The sequence below is a fragment of the Brevibacillus panacihumi genome (genome assembly GCF_003710985.1).
In the GTDB taxonomy this organism is placed as follows: Bacteria; Bacillota; Bacilli; order Brevibacillales; family Brevibacillaceae; genus Brevibacillus; species Brevibacillus panacihumi.
On record NZ_RHHT01000010.1, the window covers coordinates 1 to 18,274 of the forward strand.

At 52.5% G+C, this 18,274-nt stretch carries 21 protein-coding genes and 1 other annotated feature; of the genes, 16 read left to right on the plus strand and 5 right to left on the minus strand.

Annotated features, from left to right (window positions below):
* Positions 1–39: 39 nt before the first annotated feature.
* The 3 genes from vanT to vanG are packed head-to-tail and all read right to left on the minus strand — an operon-like array spanning position 40 to position 3,996.
* On the minus strand, positions 40–2,190 hold the full coding sequence (gene vanT, locus EDM58_RS06270) for a serine racemase VanT catalytic subunit (RefSeq protein WP_122912585.1): 2,151 nt from the start codon (positions 2,188–2,190) through the stop codon (positions 40–42).
* A 1-nt stretch (position 2,191) separates the two neighbouring features.
* Positions 2,192–2,950 carry a M15 family metallopeptidase gene (locus tag EDM58_RS06275; RefSeq protein WP_122912586.1) on the minus strand — a complete coding sequence of 253 codons (759 nt, stop codon included), beginning with the start codon at positions 2,948–2,950 and terminating at the stop codon, positions 2,192–2,194.
* Positions 2,947–3,996: a D-alanine--D-serine ligase VanG gene (gene vanG / locus EDM58_RS06280; protein ID WP_122912587.1), complete on the minus strand. Its 1,050-nt coding sequence runs from the start codon at positions 3,994–3,996 to the stop codon at positions 2,947–2,949. Before vanG ends, EDM58_RS06275 begins: the two co-directional genes overlap by 4 nt.
* A 186-nt stretch (positions 3,997–4,182) precedes the next feature.
* Between vanG and EDM58_RS06285 the strand changes: the two genes are divergently transcribed.
* The 3 genes from EDM58_RS06285 to EDM58_RS06295 are packed head-to-tail and all read left to right on the plus strand — an operon-like array spanning position 4,183 to position 5,670.
* A complete protein-coding gene (locus EDM58_RS06285) occupies positions 4,183–5,145 on the plus strand; it encodes a CPBP family intramembrane glutamic endopeptidase (protein ID WP_122912588.1) in 963 nt (320 codons plus the stop codon).
* Between the two features lie 15 nt (positions 5,146–5,160).
* Positions 5,161–5,391, plus strand: coding sequence for a DUF2508 family protein (locus EDM58_RS06290; RefSeq protein WP_122912589.1), 231 nt, complete (start codon positions 5,161–5,163; stop codon positions 5,389–5,391).
* A 12-nt stretch (positions 5,392–5,403) separates the two neighbouring features.
* Positions 5,404–5,670 (plus strand): pro-sigmaK processing inhibitor BofA family protein, encoded by a 267-nt coding sequence (locus EDM58_RS06295; protein ID WP_122912590.1) that lies wholly within the window; start codon positions 5,404–5,406, stop codon positions 5,668–5,670.
* A gap of 15 nt (positions 5,671–5,685) precedes the next feature.
* Here EDM58_RS06295 and EDM58_RS06300 read toward each other — a convergent pair whose 3' ends face one another.
* Positions 5,686–6,213 (minus strand): hypothetical protein, encoded by a 528-nt coding sequence (locus tag EDM58_RS06300; protein ID WP_246000553.1) that lies wholly within the window; start codon positions 6,211–6,213, stop codon positions 5,686–5,688.
* Positions 6,214–6,398: 185 nt separating this feature from the next.
* Here EDM58_RS06300 and EDM58_RS06305 point away from each other — a divergent pair, with 185 nt between their 5' ends.
* The 12 genes from EDM58_RS06305 (at position 6,399) to rsmI (ending at position 15,038) form a co-directional block, all read left to right on the plus strand.
* Entirely contained in the window at positions 6,399–7,409 is a 1,011-nt protein-coding gene (locus tag EDM58_RS06305) for a hypothetical protein (protein ID WP_246000554.1), read from the plus strand.
* 60 nt (positions 7,410–7,469) lie between these two features.
* Entirely contained in the window at positions 7,470–7,649 is a 180-nt protein-coding gene (locus tag EDM58_RS06310) for a sigma factor G inhibitor Gin (RefSeq protein ID WP_031306188.1), read from the plus strand.
* 108 nt (positions 7,650–7,757) lie between these two features.
* Positions 7,758–9,236, plus strand: a complete 1,479-nt coding sequence (locus EDM58_RS06315) for an aminotransferase class I/II-fold pyridoxal phosphate-dependent enzyme (RefSeq protein ID WP_425455602.1) — start codon at positions 7,758–7,760, stop codon at positions 9,234–9,236.
* Positions 9,237–9,260: 24 nt separating this feature from the next.
* Entirely contained in the window at positions 9,261–9,902 is a 642-nt protein-coding gene (gene tmk, locus EDM58_RS06320; RefSeq protein WP_122912592.1) for a dTMP kinase, read from the plus strand.
* Positions 9,903–10,033: 131 nt separating this feature from the next.
* Complete coding sequence (locus EDM58_RS06325) at positions 10,034–10,363, plus strand: cyclic-di-AMP receptor (protein WP_023558931.1); 330 nt, start codon at positions 10,034–10,036, stop codon at positions 10,361–10,363.
* Positions 10,364–10,384: 21 nt separating this feature from the next.
* The gene (locus EDM58_RS06330) at positions 10,385–10,831 is read left to right on the plus strand and encodes a YaaR family protein (RefSeq protein WP_122912593.1); all 447 of its coding nucleotides are present in this window, start codon (positions 10,385–10,387) and stop codon (positions 10,829–10,831) included.
* A 17-nt stretch (positions 10,832–10,848) separates the two neighbouring features.
* Entirely contained in the window at positions 10,849–11,829 is a 981-nt protein-coding gene (holB, locus tag EDM58_RS06335) for a DNA polymerase III subunit delta' (RefSeq protein ID WP_122912594.1), read from the plus strand.
* 3 nt (positions 11,830–11,832) lie between these two features.
* The gene (locus EDM58_RS06340; RefSeq protein WP_122912595.1) at positions 11,833–12,648 is read left to right on the plus strand and encodes a PSP1 domain-containing protein; all 816 of its coding nucleotides are present in this window, start codon (positions 11,833–11,835) and stop codon (positions 12,646–12,648) included.
* A 25-nt stretch (positions 12,649–12,673) separates the two neighbouring features.
* Positions 12,674–13,045, plus strand: a complete 372-nt coding sequence (gene yabA / locus EDM58_RS06345) for a DNA replication initiation control protein YabA (protein ID WP_023558927.1) — start codon at positions 12,674–12,676, stop codon at positions 13,043–13,045.
* A gap of 103 nt (positions 13,046–13,148) precedes the next feature.
* Positions 13,149–13,916, plus strand: a complete 768-nt coding sequence (locus EDM58_RS06350) for a tRNA1(Val) (adenine(37)-N6)-methyltransferase (protein WP_122912596.1) — start codon at positions 13,149–13,151, stop codon at positions 13,914–13,916.
* Positions 13,867–14,169 carry a GIY-YIG nuclease family protein gene (locus EDM58_RS06355; protein WP_246000555.1) on the plus strand — a complete coding sequence of 101 codons (303 nt, stop codon included), beginning with the start codon at positions 13,867–13,869 and terminating at the stop codon, positions 14,167–14,169. The genes EDM58_RS06350 and EDM58_RS06355 overlap by 50 nt, the downstream gene beginning before the upstream one ends.
* Positions 14,166–15,038 (plus strand): 16S rRNA (cytidine(1402)-2'-O)-methyltransferase, encoded by an 873-nt coding sequence (gene rsmI, locus EDM58_RS06360; protein ID WP_122912598.1) that lies wholly within the window; start codon positions 14,166–14,168, stop codon positions 15,036–15,038. The genes EDM58_RS06355 and rsmI overlap by 4 nt, the downstream gene beginning before the upstream one ends.
* A gap of 232 nt (positions 15,039–15,270) precedes the next feature.
* Here the strand turns inward: rsmI and EDM58_RS06365 are convergent, their stop codons facing one another.
* On the minus strand, positions 15,271–15,522 hold the full coding sequence (locus tag EDM58_RS06365) for an AbrB/MazE/SpoVT family DNA-binding domain-containing protein (RefSeq protein ID WP_122912599.1): 252 nt from the start codon (positions 15,520–15,522) through the stop codon (positions 15,271–15,273).
* Between the two features lie 411 nt (positions 15,523–15,933).
* Positions 15,934–16,190, plus strand: a binding site (T-box leader).
* 51 nt (positions 16,191–16,241) lie between these two features.
* On the opposite strand from EDM58_RS06365, the gene metG reads away from it, so the two are divergent.
* On the plus strand, positions 16,242–18,272 hold the full coding sequence (gene metG / locus EDM58_RS06370; protein WP_122912600.1) for a methionine--tRNA ligase: 2,031 nt from the start codon (positions 16,242–16,244) through the stop codon (positions 18,270–18,272).
* Positions 18,273–18,274: the final 2 nt, after the last annotated feature.

Below are 18,274 nucleotides of genomic sequence, written 5' to 3' on the forward strand. Positions count from 1 at the left end.
GACTTTCTCGACAGCCTGAGGCAGGACGATCCTGCCTTTTCACTTTGCTTGCTTGTGACGGATATAGACGCGTTCGAGCCTGCTGCCGATTCGGCTTACGAGTTCATTGGTGATGGTATTGGAGTTTGCCGCTATTTGTTCAGCCGTGATCTGTTCTGCGCCGTCCTGTCCCCAAATCGTAACCGTGTCGCCTTGTGCAACGCCCGGAATATCGGTTATATCGATCATCATCTGATCCATACAGATTTTCCCGACAATGGGTGCGCGGTGACCATAGATCAGCACCTGGCCTTGGCTGCCGAGGGCATTGCGGGGAAGACCGTCAGCATACCCGATCGCGACAACCGCGATTTTCATCGGCCGGGAAGCGATATAATCCCTGCCATAACTGACGGCATCTCCAGCAGGAATCTCTTTAACAGCCGAGACCCTTGCCTTGACCGCCATGACTGGCCGCAGGTCTACGGACATCTTGGTCTGATCCAGCGGATGGCTGTATGCGCCGTACAAGGCGATGCCGACGCGGACGTAATCACAGTCAAGCTCGGGATAATTCAAGACGCCGTAGCTGCTTTGAATGTGAATCCTGGGAATAGCGTAACCGCTATGGCTGATCTGATTGATCGCATCGTAAAAACGACCGATTTGCTGGCGGGTATAAGCCACGTCCGATGAGCGCAAAGAATCTGCTGCGCTCAGGTGTGTGTAGATCCCTTCGATAAGCAGATGTTTGCAGCCAAAGATCGCCTTGAGATTGTCGATATGGCTGTAGCTTTCGCCCAGACGGTGCATCCCGGTATCCACCTTTACATGAACCCGGATTTTTTCGCCGATGTCTTCCAACATGGCGGCATAGCTGTAATCCACTACCGTTTGAATCAGTCGGTACCGTTTCAGGGAAGGGATGTCCTTAGGATGCGTATAGCCCAAAATCAAAATGTCGCCTTTGATTCCATGCTGGCGCAATGTTACCCCTTCAGCCAGGGTGGCGACAGCGAAGGAGAAAATCCCCGCACGATTCAGCTCCTTGGCGACTTGCACATCTCCGTGACCGTAGGCATTGGCTTTGACAACAGCCATAAACTTGCATGTGGACGGCAAAATGTTCTGCAAAACCGTTGCATTATGACGCAGATTGTCCAGGTTGATCTCTGCCCACGCCCTTCCTTTTGGGAAGGGCTTAGCCTTTTTTCGCGCTGTAAGCTGGACGATCAGCAGGGAGCCAATCACGGAGGCAAGGACGACCATTCCATAATGCACCAGGCTGTTTTCCACGAGCAGCCAGCTGAGATTGGTGACTTTCGCCAATCCCCTGACCAGGATGATGCACAGCGGATGGATAATGTAGATCCACATCGAGGCAGACCGCCATGCAGCGTTGCTTCGACCGCCCCATAACAACAGCCAGTGAAACAGGAAGAACATCACCGGAATCAGCATGATGTACATGCTGTCATGGCGCTGTACCGAGAGCTGATGCAGCCAGAGCCCTTCCGCCAAGAGGAGTGAGAAGGTTAGGAGAAGTCCGGTGACACAAGCCTTTTTCGATAATGGCCGCTTTTGTTCCGCGATGATCCCGCCCAGCAGCAGGTAGACGGGGGCAAAGAAGATGCCGTTCCTCGTATAATCAGAAAACGCGAACAGCCACTCATACCCCGTCTTGATCCAAGGTACGTTTTCCACGAAGCCATAATAACTGTCCCCAAACAGTCCGATACCATAGAGGCCGAAAGCCAAGAAAAATACCATTTTACTCGAAAACTGCTGCAAAAGCAGAATCAGCAGGCAAGCCCCCATAGCGACCGCCGGGAAGTACCACAAATGATAAAAGGTCCCGTCGAAAAAGATATCCTTTACGACTGCCGGAAACGACGCTTCTTCCTGAAAATAGCCTTTGTAGAACAGAATCGGGAGGTAGATCAGGGTGGCAATTCCGTAATACTTCCCGCATTTTGCCAACAAACGGATGACGCTTTGCGGACGTCCCTCTTTTCTAAGAAAAGGCGGAAGCAGGAAAAAGCCTGTGGCCATGAAGAAGAACGGGACGCCGACGCGATCGATGATACGGGTGAACACAAAATCGGCTGTTTCATTGATAGATAATAGCGGTGATGTATGAATGGCTACGACGAGCAATGCGGCGATGACCCGGAAGGAATCAATCCCGCCGTACTGTTTTTCCAGGTTCATGCTACTTCCTCCAAAGGGTGCAGACCCAGCCATCCGCGTTGTTGCCCGAGAGCTGATAAGGCAACTCGTCTGGCAGTGAAACAGTCGTGACGGAAGACTCCTGTGCCCGTATATAGAAAATCTCCGCTGTCTGTCCCTCATCTTCAAAGAGCAAATGCTGCCCGTGCTCGGGGAAATCCTTCAGGTAAGTGATGTATTCTTCGAGTGAAAACTGGTTTTGCTGCATGATGGCGGAATGCGGATAGCCGATATAGCGAAAATGCCACGGCTCCCAGGCAATCCCTGTCACCGCTTCCTTGCCGGCCTGATAGCGTTCGATGAAGCCAAATTTGGCCGCTTCCATGCGAAATTCCTGGCAGATCCCCGAATAAGGGAAATCGGGCCGGATAAAGTCAATATCAGCCTTGTTTTCCGCCAGATCGATGGCTAGACCGGTCTGATGTTCGCTGCAATTCGGGAGCGCGACGTATTTCAAGGTGAACTCTTCACCGTTTTCTTTCAGCGAGTCCTGGAAAATGGTTTCTTGCTCCTGCAAGGAACGATAGCCGCTGACGGGCACAATCCCTTCCTTGGCGTCCAAAAGGGTCAGTAGCCGGGACAGCATGGTTTGGGCTTCGCTATGCAAAAGAATAGCAGTATGCTTCTCGTCCACCGGAACGAGCTTGTCGGGATCTATCACTTGGCGCAGGGGATGATGTCGATTCACCAGCACCAGATTGCCTTCATGAATGGATTTCGAATTCAGAAAGACGACTCTCATTTTCTCACCGCCAATTCGATAATATGGTCAAGCATGTCCGCAAAGGACCACCCTGCCCCTTTGAGCATATTGGGAAAGCGGCTATGCGGAGTAAAGCCCGGTATTGTATTGACCTCATTGAAAACCAATTTGCGATCAGGCGTAACAAAGAGATCCACTCTGGCAAAACCGCTGCAGCCCAAAGCCCGGTAGATCGCGGCGGCTGTTTGCTTAATCCGATGTGCTGTATCTGGATCGATACGGGCAGGCATATGGATGTGGGCGGTTTTCAGCGTGTACTTCTCCGTATAGTCAAAAAATCCGCGGGACAGCTCGATTTCATCTACTTCCCCGATGATCAGCTCTTCATTTCCCATAATGGCGCATCCAACCTCGAAGCCTAAGACGGTTTCCTCCACGATGATTTTGTCGTCATGTTCAAAAGCCAGTTTTACCGCGTCCAGAAGGTCAGCCTTTTGCGACACTTGGGTAATTCCGACGGAGGAGCCTGCTCTTGCCGGCTTTACAAACAGCGGATAGGCCAGATGCCCGGTCCGTTTTTCTACCTCGTCCAAGTCCGTATCTTTTCGTATAACCACGGAAGAAGGAGTGAGGATACCGGCTGATCGGACGATGGTGTGGGCCAGTTCCTTGTCCATGCAGAGGGCGGAACTGCGTGTATCGCAACCGATGATGGGAATTCCGGCAAGCTCCAGCAGCCCCTGTACGGTGCCGTCCTCTCCGTTTTTGCCGTGCAGGATCGGAAGTGCTGCATCGATCCAAATCTTTTCGATACAGTCTTCATACAGCTCGATGATTCCGTGCACATCTCGACTTGGCGAGACGACAGCAGGTGTACAATTCTCGTCCAGGAACCAGGTGTCAGCGAGAATTTTATCCGGATTGCCGCGATAGCGGAGCCATTCCCCCTGCCTTGTGATGCCGATCAGGATCGGCTCATACAGCTCATCGCGGAGATGTTCAATCACAGCAGATGCAGATTTCAGCGATACCTCATACTCAGAAGAACAGCCTCCGAACAGAATCGCGATTTTCTTTCTTTTCATGGGCATTTTTTTCTCCTTGTCTCTGTACTGCCCATGATTGTATCAACACGTTCTTAAGGTGGACTTACGTATTTCTTAAGAAATCCTTACGATCATCTGAAAGGACAGGGGTCTTTTGTTCACCTGCAAACAAGAGGGACTTTTTTGGTGGGACGAGACATAGAGATGAGATAGGAGCGTGAGAAAATGCTGACAGGAACGGGGCTGTCCCAGTACCGGCACAAATCCGAGCGGTGGGCGATCCTGCTGTTTGCGGGGTACTGGATCATGTTTGCCGCCGAACTTTCTTTGATCCGATTCATCAAAGGGGAGGACGGACGGTGGGTGGCGACTACGGAGGAGCAGCCTGCGATCTGGCTGTCACTGGTGATTCTGGCTGTAACCGTACTCAGTATCGTGGTTTCCGTACGGTATGTGATCAGCTGGTGGAGAGAACGAAAAGTCAGGCGCTGGTTGTGGGGGGATCACGAGCTGGACGGCCGCGATGTTCTCCACATCGTCGCCTGGATGCATGTGTATCAAGCCGCAACACTGATCCTGTATGGAATCTTTATGGAGGGGACGTATTTTGCAGGGGGAACAGTTGGTGGCGTATTTGAATCCGCCCTGTATCAACTATTTCTTCTGTTTTTGATTCCGCTCTGGTTTCGTGGACGCTGGGGGGAAATCGGCATCAAGAAGCCCGTCAAGCTGTGGAAAATGATTTTCACCTTGCTGGTGTTGCTTCTCTTGATCTCGCAAGCCATGGATGTTCTGGTGACGGAACCGGTAGCAGACTGGTTTGGTCTTTCCTTATCCTCCGAGCGGGAGCAGCAGATCGCCCGGGAGATCGCCCAGGCCAAAGACACCAACATCCTGGCAGCATGGGCGTCTGTGCTGGTGATTGGCATTCTGGTGCCGATTGCGGAGGAGCTGCTGTTTCGCGGAGTCGTCCAAACGTATTTGGTCAAGCGGATCGGAGCGTTCGCCGGGATTCTTCTGAGCAGTCTGTGGTTTGCCCTTTTGCACATGGACGTGGCGTTGTTGGCTCCGTTATTCGTGATAGGGGTCGGTCTGGGCTTTGTCCGGCACCGCTATCAATCCATCTGGGGCGCTGTCATCCTGCACGCGATCAACAACATGACAGGCGTGTTGTACTACTTTCAATAAGGGAGGAGTAAACAAGTGAGTCGTTGGGGAAAAAAGTCGAGGGTCATCGTCGAGTGGGGCCGGGAGGGGCTGGATGCTTCTGTTCATCACGCGCGCCGGGATTGGCAGCACGCTCGTTATTTAATGGAGATATGCGAACCGGACGGAAGGGTGGATGAAGCGATCTACTATCTGCAATTGACGGAAAAACGCTATATGTACCTTTTGTCACAAGCCAAGCGGGAGAGGGACCGTCAAGAAGCGTAGGAGGGGTTGGTCATGTCGGTGGAATGGATTATTGGACTGGTCATCGTCGGCATCATGCTGCTGATTGCCGCCAGCAAATCGGTGGCGCGTCCCGTACGGTGGATTGGATTTGCAGCCATGCAGGTGGTCATCGGCGCGATCCTGTTGTTTTTCGCCAATCTGATCGGGGAGATGGCAAGCTTTCATATTCCGATCAACCCGATTACCGCGATACTCGTCGGATTCCTGCGTTTGCCCGGCTTGGCGGCGTTGATTGTGATCAAGCTCTGGGTGATGTAATGCGGATGGGAGCAGTTACCCGTCAGTCAATAAAAAGGCAACCCCTCGCTCCTCGTACTTGACGCTGCACGACTTTGGCTGACGCAGGGAAGCCAGCAACGCGAGGAGACGGGGCAAGGCAAGTATGAACGTGCCGGCAAGCAGTGCAAGACCGTATTCGACAGGCAGCCAGACGTAAGCAGCACCGGCGAAAAGCAGACTGCCGGCCAATACTGTTCCTTCGGTGGTACGGTAGAGACGGATTGGAACGGGCAGCCGATAGCCGGTTCCCCACCAGGGAGAGACCAGCATGTCTGCAGTCGTATGAGGCTTTTGCAGCCGCAGTTTGGCATAAAGCCGGAATACGAGAAGATGGCAGACGGGGATGATTGGCAAGATGGCCAAGTTTACAATCAGGTGGACGACGGGAGTATCCAGAAGCAGCGAGATGCCGATGAGAGACAAGCCGATCAGCAAAAGCTGCGTCAGATAGCCCGCACTCCGCCAGCGAAAGCGGTAGAGCAGCTTATAGCTATAGATGGTTTGATGCATGGATGCTTTCACAAACGTTCACTTCCCCCAGAGCGATGCGATACTATTGTCAGGTATTCCCTCGTATTATCGCACAGACTTCATGCGCGAGGAAGAATGTCCGGGAAAAACCATATCCGAAACCGTTGGGCGCGGCCAGCGGTTTTTTTACTTTGAGGGCAGACTATCAGGATAGATGGAAAAAGGAGTGAAGCGTCGTGTCCCATCCTCAACGACTCCTGCTGTCCGCATCGGCGGAGCTTTCGCCTTTGGTGGGGCCGGAACTGGCGATGTGCGGCATCGATCTTCAGGCTGCCAAGCAGGGGGGCTCATCTCTTCGCCGACGTGAAGTGGACGGCTTGCTGGTGACCACACCTGCCGAGCTGCATGGTGCAAATGACATAGCTCGTCTGAGCGAGACTCCTGGTCTGCTTCTGATATACGGAGCGGGCATTCCGTATGGCTGGGCGGACCAATTGGCGGAAGAGGTACGGAAAAACGAGCGCTGGGAAGTGGTGCGCATGGCCTTGGTAGCGGATCAGGAACGAGCGCTGCTCGGCGGAGAGCCGGACGGGAAGTGGCTGCGCCGATTGAGCCGCCATCTGGCAACTCATGGACGGATGTCCTATGTTTGCGCCAGGCGGGAAGTGGATGAAGCCATTCGACAGCTGCCGCGCTACCTGGCATGGAAAGAACGCTTTTTTCTCGAATTGGGCGATACCTGTGATGCAGAGGGGATTTCCCTGCGCTCTGTGGCCCGGGCATTAGGATTAGACAGGCGGGTCGGTCAGGAATGGTGGTTTCCGGCACGGGAGGATCATGCGCAGCTTTGCGCCTGGTTGATGCGTGAGACGGCCGCTATCCTGGAAAAAGCGAATATCCGGCGGATCGTTCTCTGGGGTCCCTTGTCTCTTTGGAAACAGATGCCTGTAGGCTGGCTGAAGGATTATGAGGTAATCTTGTACATAAAGCAGGACGAGCCATTTCCGAACGACATTTTCCCGACCTGGTCGATTCGGCGCAATAGGGAAGAAGCGTTGGTACAAGCGGATTTGCTGCTACTTGCACAGCACGACCCTGTGATCGGCGAGCTGCCCCTGCCTTCGCTTGCCAGCATCATGAGACAGCCCATTGTACTGGATGCGGCGGGCTGTTTTCCACTGCAGGAAGCACGGGCATATTTAAGCTTCTACCGAGCAATCGGCGAAAAGACGAACGTTTGGGAATGATGCTGATTATAATGGGGTATAATGTTTGGTAGATTGAGGAAAAGGGCAGGCGTTACCACTATGGAAAAAGTTGCTCAACGCTGTATCGTCTGTGACGAGGAACAAAAGGACGGAATTGCCATTTGCGAGCAGTTTATTTGTCAGCAATGCGAGCAAGAAATGGTCAACACTGATGTACAGGATGAAAAGTATCCGTTCTTCATTCACCAGATGAGAAGAATCTGGTTAAAAGATGCGTGAAGGCAAAAAAGGCGTCGGATTCCCTCCGATGTCTTTTTCCGTTTTCGGCAATTCATGTTAAAATGATGGGGAAACCATGGAAATAGTAAAGGGCGTGAAGAGTGCGTGATGGCAAAAGAAGCTGAATATCGGGAGCGGCAAAGCAAGGCTCCGTTGTACGAGCAGCTAGAGCGGCATGCGAGACATCGACCGCACTCGTTTCATGTGCCTGGGCATAAAATGGGTCACAGCTTCGATCATAGTGGACGCGAACGCTTTGCGTCCGTTTTGGAGCTGGATCTGACGGAAATTTCAGGAATGGATGACCTGCATCAGCCACAAGGCGTCATCGCCAAGGCGCAGGAACTGGCTGCCGAAGCATTTGGCGCACAGGAGACCCGTTTTCTCGTCGGAGGCAGCACGGTAGGAAACCTGGCTCTGATCATGACGGCCTGCCGACCAGGGGAGAAAATCCTCGTTCAGCGCAACTGCCACAAATCCGTATTTCATGGCATCATCATGGCGCGGGCGATTCCGGTCTTTTTGGTACCGGCTGTCGATCTGGCGACAGGTGTTGCCGCAGGGGTGCGCCGCGAGGATGTCGAGCGGGCGCTGCTGGCACATCCGGACGTCAAGGCTGTTTTTCTCACCAACCCCACGTACTACGGGATGGGGATTGATCTGGCGAAAATGGCGGCGACCGTACATCGACATAACATTCCTTTATTTGTGGACGAGGCGCATGGGGCGCATTACGGCTTTCACCCCGCCTTCCCGCAATCAGCCATGCAGGCAGGGGCAGACGCTGCTGTACAATCGACCCATAAGATGGCGACTGCACTCACCATGTCATCGATGCTTCACTTGCAAGGCGAGCGGATAGACCGGGAGCGCTTATACCGGATTTTGGGCATGATCCAGTCATCCAGCCCTTCCTATCTGCTGATGGCTTCACTGGATCTGGCGAGGCGCCACCTTGCCCTGGAAGCGGCAAGGGAGTGGGAGCGGCTTTTTCCGCTGCTGGACAAGCTGCGTGAGAGGACCCGTCATTTATCATGGCTGCACTGGCCGCAATTGAGTGCCAACAGCGTCTATTCGACCTTGGACCCGCTGAAGCTTTTTTTGCATCTGCGTACGGAACAGATCGACGGCTTTTCCCTGCAGCGGCTGATGGAGCAGCACGGCATTTTTCCAGAGCTGGCAGATGACGCCCATGTGCTGTTGGCAGCGTCTTCGGGTACGACAGGAAAAGACCTTGACGCCTTGGCTCGATTGCTGGAGTCGCTGGAGGTACAGGAAGAGATGGATACAGAGCGGGTCGTGCAGGCCGGAATCGTGTCTTCTCATTATATAAGGGAGCAGGCACTCCCGATGCATGAAGCGGTGGATTTGCCGCAAATCTCCATCCCGCTGGACCAATCGCTGGGGCGTGTCGTGGCAGAGATGGTGATTCCCTACCCGCCAGGGATCCCCATTCTGGTCCCAGGTGAGCGGATGGACGAGCAGAGTATGGCGATGCTTATGGAGTTGCGGGCTGGTCAAACCCGTTTTCACGGGGTGCAGGACGACAGTCTGCAGATGATTCGGGTCCTGCGGGATGAAAAGTAGGCCGACAACAGGTTCGGAAGGAGCATGAATGTGACAACAGGAAGAAAAGGCAGATTCATTACCGTAGAGGGCGGTGATGGGGCAGGAAAATCGACTGTCATCGCCCGCATGTATGAAGAACTGCGCAGGCGCGGTATGGATGTGCTTTTGACCCGCGAGCCGGGCGGGATTGACATCGCAGAAAAGATTCGGGAGATCATTTTGAATCCGGCGCATACCCAGATGGACAAACGGACGGAAGCCCTGTTGTATGCGGCGGCCAGACGTCAGCATTTGGTAGAAAAAGTCCTGCCCGCCTTGGAAGCTGGCAAGCTGGTGCTTTGCGACCGTTTTATCGACAGCAGCCTTGCTTATCAAGGGCATGCACGCGGACTTGGCATCGAGGAAGTCTTCATGATCAACCAGTTTGCCGTCGAGGGTTGCATGCCGGAATGGACCTTGTACTTCGATGTCTCCCCTAAGGTGGGGCTGGAACGGATCAATGCCACTCGCGGCAGGGAAGTGAATCGCCTCGATTTGGAGGGGCTGCGCTTCCACGAGCTGGTCCAGGAAGGCTATCGGTTGGCGATCGCTCGCGATCCCAAGCGCTTTATCATCATTGATGCCGAGCAAAATCCGGATCAGGTATACCAAGCGGCGATGGAAGCTTTGCTTGCGAGATTGTAAGCTGACAGTACCGCTTTGTTATAGACATGCTATACTACCTATAGAAGGAGTTCGTAACCAGCCTAGAGGTTTGACATACAATGAAGCAACGATAGTAACCATAATCTTGATGGTAGAAAGGGTGATGGCCGATGAAGATGGTAATTGCGGTCGTACAGGACAAAGATAGCGGTCGTCTGTCTCAACAACTGGTCAAAAAAGGGTTTCGTGCGACCAAGCTTGCCAGTACCGGGGGTTTCTTGCGCGCAGGCAATACGACTTTTTTAATCGGTACGTCTGACGAAAGTGTGCCGGAAGTAATCGACATCATTTCACATAACTGCAAGTCACGCAAACAAATGGTAACCCCGGTCTCGCCCCTCAGCAATGCAGTCGACTCCTTTATGCCCTATCCCTTGGAAGTGCAGGTTGGCGGTGCAGCCGTCTTCGTACTGGATGTGGGGGAGTTCCATTCGTTTTAAAGGAGTAACGGAGGTGGCACGATGAAAATCAGCGATGGTCTTCGGCCAAAGGTGGAAATGCCAAGAGCTACAGACTCACGCAGAAGTCCCCAATCGGAACAGCTGAATTTTGGCAAGCTGGTTCAAGGCGAGGACGAGCGCATGTCGCAGGAACGCCTGACCCAATTGTTGTCAACGATTGATAAGCAGGGCCAGATTTTGGCGCGCTCCCGCTCGATTCGCGATTTCTACGCCTATAAGAATCTCGTCAAGCAGTTTATGGAAGAAGCCGTTCAATATGGCATTGCGTTGGACGACAGGCGGGGGATGAACCGACGCGGACGCAGCAGATTGTACAAAATCGTCAAGGAAGTGGACGCCGAGCTGTTGCGGCTGACCGATGAGCTCCTCAGCGACCAGGCTCCCATGATCGATCTCTTGGCGCGAATTGGCGAGATTCGCGGCATGCTGATCAATCTGTACTTTTGACGGGTGGTAGACCGATCATGACGTGGACACTATTTTCCCAGCAGCCGCGTGCCTCCGAGCTGCTGCACCATAGCTTGCTCAACCATCGTCTGGCCCACGCCTATCTGTTCGCGGGTCCCAAGGGCGCAGGCAAGAAGCAGATGGCCCTGCATCTGGCGAAGTCTCTTTTTTGTCCAGAAAAAGAGGCGGACGCCTGCGGGGCCTGTCTTACATGCAGACGCATTGAATCTGGCAATCATCCCGATGTGCTCTACGTGACACCGGATGGCGCTTCGATCAAGATCGACCAGATCCGTGCCCTGCAAAAGGAAATGGCGATGCGTGCCGTGGAGTCGCGGCACAAGGTATATATCATCGAACATATCGACAAAATGACCGCGCAGGCAGCCAACAGCCTGCTGAAATTCTTGGAGGAACCGCCCGTTGGCGTATTGGCCCTGCTCTTGACGGAGCACAGCCACGCGATTCTTCCCACGATCTTATCCCGTTGCCAAATCGTTCCCTTTTCCCCTCTATCCCCTGACGCAATCGCCCAAAAGCTGAGCGATGCCGGGGTTTTGCCGGGCATCGCGAAGGTCGCTTCCCACATTACGACAAATGTGGAAGAGGCCCTGATACTTAGCCAATCAGAATCGTTTGCACAGCTGAGAAATCTAGTGATACAATTGGTGCATGAGTGCCGACAACGCAACTCGTCACCGCTCTTTTCGATTCATGATATGTTGCATAAGAGCGACAAAATAAAGGAGGAACTACCCCTCTTTTTGGATTTGCTCATCCTTTGGCTGCGCGATATCCTGTATGTGCAAGTAGGCAGGCATGCCCATCTCATTAACAGCGACCAACAGGATGTGCTGCAAGGACAAGCACTGGCATGGACAAAAGCTGAGCTCTTGCGTGGGATTGATTTGGTCATGGAAACGAAGTATCGGATAGAGCGAAACGCCAACGCACAGTTGGCCCTTGAGCGGTTGGTTCTTCAACTCCAGGAGGGATAATCCTTGTATGAGGTTGTTGGTGTCCGCTTTAAAAAAGCGGGCAAGATATATTACTTCGACCCTGACCGACTGCCGATCGAGAAGGATTGCACCGTAATCGTCGAGACGGCGAGAGGGGTCGAATACGGGAAAGTTGTGATTGGCAAGAAGCAGGTAGCCGATGAAGACGTCGTGTTGCCATTGAAAAAAGTCATCCGCATGGCGGACGAGCGGGATGCCAAGCAGGTGGATGAAAATAAACAGGCGGCAATGAACGCATTTGCCGTATGCCAGGCGAAAATCAAGGATCACAAGCTGGATATGAAGCTGGTCGATGTGGAGTATACCTTTGACCGCAACAAGATCATCTTCTATTTTACCGCTGACGGACGCGTTGATTTTCGTGAGCTGGTAAAGGATCTGGCTTCCGTCTTTCGCACGCGCATCGAGCTTCGCCAGATCGGGGTACGGGACGAAGCGAAGATGTTGGGCGGAATCGGCCCTTGTGGACGCTTGCTCTGCTGCTCGACGTTTTTGGGCGACTTTGAGCCAGTGTCGATCAAGATGGCCAAGGATCAAAATCTTTCGTTGAATCCAGCGAAAATCTCCGGTCTTTGCGGACGATTGATGTGCTGTTTAAAATACGAAAATGACAACTATGAAAGCACCCGCGAAGAAATGCCCGATGTCGGCAAAGTTGTAACCACCCCTATGGGGAACGGACGGGTCGTCTCTGTGAACGTACTGGATCAGTCTGTTCAGGTGGAGCTGGCGGTAGATAAACGAATTACCGAGTTTGGACTTGATGAGATTGCGATAGGGCTCCCCACTTTTGAATAATGTGGGGTAGGGGAGAGGTGAGCTAGTGGACAAACGGGAAATTTTCGTCAAAATGGCGAGCATTGAAGAAAGAATTGGCGACCTGTATCAAGAGATTGGCGAACTGAAAGATGTCATCGTCGTTTTGATGGAGGAAAATGCCCAATTACTCGTTGAAAACCAGCACCTTCGTAACCGGCTAGACAAGAAGAAGACCGGCTCCTCACCAAAACAGAAGGGAACCAACCCTGCTGCACAGGAGAAAGCCAAGAAGAAAGTAGTCGGGGAAGGATATGACAACCTGGCTCGTCTGTACGGAGAAGGGTTTCATATTTGCAATGTACACTTCGGCAGCTTGCGAAAAGAAGGAGATTGCCTGTTCTGTCTATCTTTTTTGAGCGGCGGTCCGCAAAAATAAAGGTGCATGATTTGCACTGAATGAAAAAAGCGACCTGTCTCATGGATCAGGTCGCTTTTTCACTTCACAGATGAAGACAAGAAAAAGGAGTTTGGCGCAGCTGATGGAACCAGTCTCTCATGTGCCGCTTTTTGAAGCGGAGCGTATTGACGATTTGCTCACACACGAAATGAAAATCATTCAAAGCCATGAGGTATTTTGCTTTTCCATGGATGCCGTCCTGCTGGCCCGTTTCGCCTCTGTTCCCAAACGCGGGAGAGTGCTGGACATGTGCACCGGCAATGGAGCAATCCCGCTGATCATGACCACGCGGACGCCGGAAGCCACTTTTGACGGCATTGAAATCCAGGAAAGATTGTTTAGCATGGCTTCCCGCAATGTTACACTCAATGGTCTGGATGATCGCGTTACGATGCATCATGGGGATGTAAAGGAAGCCGTAGAGCGGTTCGGCCATGGCAAGTTTGATCTGATTACCTGCAATCCCCCGTACATGCCCGCTATGAGCGGAGAACAAAACATCCGTGAGCATTTTGCCATTGCACGTCACGAGATTTTGCTCAATCTGGAGGATGTCATACGGGTCGGCAGCCAATTGTTGAAAAACGGAGGCAAGCTGGCGATGGTGCACCGTTCGACAAGGCTGGTGGACATCATCTCGTACATGCGGAAGTATGGAATGGAACCAAAGCGCATGAGGCTCGTCTATCCGCGCAGGGACGCCGAACCCAATATGGTGCTGATCGAGGGGATGCGTGGCGGCAAACCGGAGCTGCGGATTCAACCTCCCCTGATTGTCTATGAAAAGGGAGAGGAATACTGTGAAGAACTGCAGGAGATCTATTTCGGAAGACGCGATTCCCTCGCATAAAAGCCATTTTGTCTATATTCTCGTCTGCCGGGATGGGAGCCTCTATACGGGATACACCACGGAGCTGGCACGCCGCCTTCGCGCCCACAACGAGGGCAAGGGAGCGAAGTATACCAGAGGAAGAGGTCCGGTAGAGCTGTTGTACTGGGAAGAAGGAGAGGATCGCTCCTGGGGCTTGAAGCGGGAGGAAGCGATCAAGCGGCTTACGCGCAGACAAAAAGAAGAGTTGATAGGAGGCGTGCCTTGCGAATGAACGTCCAAAGCAGCTTTACAGAGGAATTGACGGGGGCGCTCTACCTGGTGGCGACACCGATTGGCAATCTTGATGATATGACGGTACGCTGTCTGGAAACGCTGCGAATGGTCGATGTGATTGCCTGTGAGGATACACGACAGACCCGCAAGCTGTTGAACCATTTTCAGATTGAGAAAAGAACAGTCAGTTATCATGAGCATAATAAGGAAGCAAGCGGGCATGGCTTGCTGCAATGGTTGGCGGAGGGCAAGAGAATTGCCCTGGTCAGCGATGCGGGGCTGCCCGCTATATCTGATCCGGGAGCGGATTTGGTACGGGACGCAGCTGCGGCCGGTTATCCCGTCATTCCCGTACCGGGTGCGAATGCTGGCTTGACGGCTCTGATCGCCTCTGGCTTGCCGACCGATCGCTTTGTCTTTTGCGGTTTCCTCGGACGGGAGAACAAGGAGCGAAGGGAAGAGCTGGAGCGTCTCAAGCGTTATCCGGAGACCCTGATTTTCTACGAGGCTCCCCATCGCATCAGCAAAACGCTGGCTGCCATACGAGAGGCATGGGGCAATCGCCGTGCCGTCCTGGCGCGCGAGCTGACGAAACGATATGAGGAGTTTGCCCGGGGGACCCTGGATGAACTGATCGAGTGGCTGGCAAAAGGAGAAGCGCGTGGAGAATTCTGCCTGATTGTCGAAGGCTACACCGGAGTGGCTGAAAACGCCGAGGAAGGTTCGTGGTGGCAGGAGTTGGACGTGATGGCTCATGTCGATCACTACATCGCAGAGGGCATCAGCAAAAAGGACGCAATCAAGCAGGTTGCGCAAGACCGCGGCGTCTCCAAGCGCGATGTCTACAACGAATACCATCAGGAATAGCAGGACGGGTGGATCAGGAAAAGCTGGCACGGCAGCCAGCTTTTTTGATTTCAAAAAATGTTCAGTTAGGGAGACGGAGGACGAGGGAAAGTTGGTCGAGTGACCAAGCTGGAGCGTTTCCCCTTTTTCCTCCCCGCCACTACAGCTGTTGAACCACAACAAAAAAAGCCTCAAACCAGGACAGATCAGACGATAGCTGGTAAAAGGCTCGTTGGATTTACGTATAAGAGTTTTAGCGTTTTGCTACAGGCAATTCAGTCAGGCAATCCTGGCAAACAATTTTACCTTTAAAATGAGATACTTTATCTGCGTTACCACAGAAAATACATGCTGGCTCATATTTTTTCAAGATAATGCGCTCGCCATCCACGTAGATCTCCAAAGCGTCTTTTTCTGCGATTCCCAGCGTACGGCGCAATTCGATTGGAATCACCACGCGGCCGAGCTCGTCCACTTTACGTACAATACCAGTTGATTTCATCATTGGTTGATCTCCTCCCAAAAGCTAGCGATGTTTTGCTATTTTGTGAATACCACTATTAATCGTCAATATTCGACATTTTCAGTTGCGTTTATCATACCAGCGATTCCCAAACGTGTCAACATGATTTTGTTATTTTTTTGAAGAGAAAAGTGTTTTTTGAAATTGTAAATATTGATATATCAGCATTTATTGATGGATAAAAAGCTATCTGGAAAATTTTATGGATAAAAATTACTGGGAAAAGAAATTGTAGAGAAAGTCGTATTTTGTCGAATAATATGTATACATTCGACATTTCCTCTGTTTTTTAGGCATGTTCCCCGGTTTTGTCGAATCACGCTATCGCTTAAAAGATAGGCGAGGAGATGTTTACAAAACGGGCCGCTCGTGTAAAATAGATGATAATATCGAGAGCAGACGATGAAGGGAAGAGTAAGCCGACACTCCTTATTGCAGAGAGCCGGGGTAGCTGCAAACCGGCATAAGCGAGCAGGCTGAAGATGGCCCCTGAGTTTCGCAGATGAACGAGCAGATGCTTTTTTCTGGCTGCAGTAGTTTGCGACGCATGCCCGCGTTATGGGCGGAGTCAACGATTGACTCCTCAAGTCCGTTCGCCGTGAGGGAACGGAGTATTTGGGTGGTACCGCGAGATCAAGCTCGTCCCAATCTGGGGCGGGCTTTTCTATATTTACATGTCTTTTTGGAGGGGTTTTGTCGCTATGAAACCAACGTATTACATTACGACACCGATCTACTATCCGAGCAACAAGCTGCACATCGGGAATGCGTATACTACCATCGCCTGTGATGCGTTAGCCCGCTACAAACGACTGCGCGGATACGATGTCTACTATCTGACAGGGACAGATGAGCACGGGCAAAAGCTGCAGGAGCGTGCAGCCGAGGACGGCAAACAGCCGCTGGAGTTTATCGATCCGATTGTAGACTGGATTCGCGACCTGTGGGATAGACTGGATATTTCCTACGACGACTTTATTCGCACCACCCAGCCACGCCACAAGGAAGTGGTGGAAAAGATCTTCCAGCGGCTGCTCGATCAGGATGATATTTATCTGGGCGAGTACGAGGGCTATTACTGTGTGCCGGATGAGGCGTTCTGGACCGAGACCCAGTGCAAGACGGACAAGGGCTACATCTGTCCGGACTGCGGACGTGAAGTGAAGAAAGTAAAAGAGCAAAACTACTTCTTCCGCATGTCGAAATACCAGGATCGCCTGCTCAAGTACATCGAAGAGCATCCGGAGTTCATTCAGCCGGAGAGCCGCCGCAATGAAATGATCAACAACTTCCTGAAGCCTGGTCTGCAGGATCTCTCCGTCTCCCGCAGCACATTTGACTGGGGCATCAAGGTTCCGAGCGATCCGAAGCATGTGATCTACGTCTGGATCGACGCGTTGACCAACTATATTTCCGCACTGGGCTATCTGACGGACGATGACAGCAAGTATCGCCGCTACTGGCCAGCGGACGTGCACATGGTCGGCAAGGACATCCTGCGTTTCCACACCATTTACTGGCCGATCCTGCTGATGGCTCTGGATATTCCGTTGCCGAAGCAAGTGTTTGGACATGGCTGGCTCTTGATGCCGGATGGAAAAATGTCCAAGTCCAAAGGGAATGTGATCGATCCGAAGCTGTTGATCGAGCGTTACGGCTCCGATAGCGTGCGATACTTCCTGCTGCGCGAAATCAATTTTGGCCAAGACGGCGTCTTTACACCGGAATCCTTTGTACAACGTCTGAATTACGATCTCGCCAACGACATCGGCAACCTCTTGAGCCGCACGGCGACGATGATCGAAAAATACTACGACGGAATCGTTCCGGCTCCGCAGGATGCGGGAGAACCGGATGACGACCTGATCAGCCTGGCAGTCAAAACCAAAGCGCTGGTGGAAGGCCACGTCGAGGAAATGCGCTTTAGCAATGCGCTCGCTCACATCTGGGAGCTGGTAGGACGCACTAACAAGTACATCGATGAAACCATGCCATGGAACCTGGCGAAGTCCGAAGAAACCAAAGGCCGTCTGGCTACCGTCATGTACAATCTGGCGGAGAGCATTCGGATCAGTTCCATTCTCATCCAGCCATTCATGACGAAAGCCCCGGCAAAAATTTGGGATCAGCTCGGGATCTTGGGAAATGCGGAAGCGACCAGCTGGGAGTCTGCAGGTGTATGGGGCGGCTTGCCGGCAGGCAGCACTGTCAGCCGCAAAGAACTGCTCTTCCCGCGTCTGGATGTAGCGGCAGAACTGGCCTTTATCGATGAATCTACGGCAGAAGCACGCCGTCAGGCAGAGGAAAACAAGAAGAAGCAGGAAGCATTGGCAGGAGGGAAAAGCGTGAGCGAAACAAACAATCCAGAGAAAGCGGCTGCAACTGCAGAGAAACCGGCAGATGCCAGAGAGGAAATCGGCATCGATGACTTCGCCAAGGTAGAATTGCGAGTGGCCCAAGTCGTAGAATGTGCCAAACATCCGAACGCTGACAAATTGCTGGTGCTCCAGCTTGATCTCGGCTATGAAAAACGTCAGGTCGTCTCTGGCATCGCCAAGTACTACAGCCCGGAAGAGATGGTGGGCAAAAAAGTGATCCTGGTAGCCAATCTAAAGCCAGTGAAGCTGCGTGGTGAAATGTCGCAGGGAATGATTCTGGCAGCATCTGAGGGAGACCAATTGACGCTGGCAACCGTAGATCCAAGCATGCCGAACGGTGCCATCGTCAAGTAAGC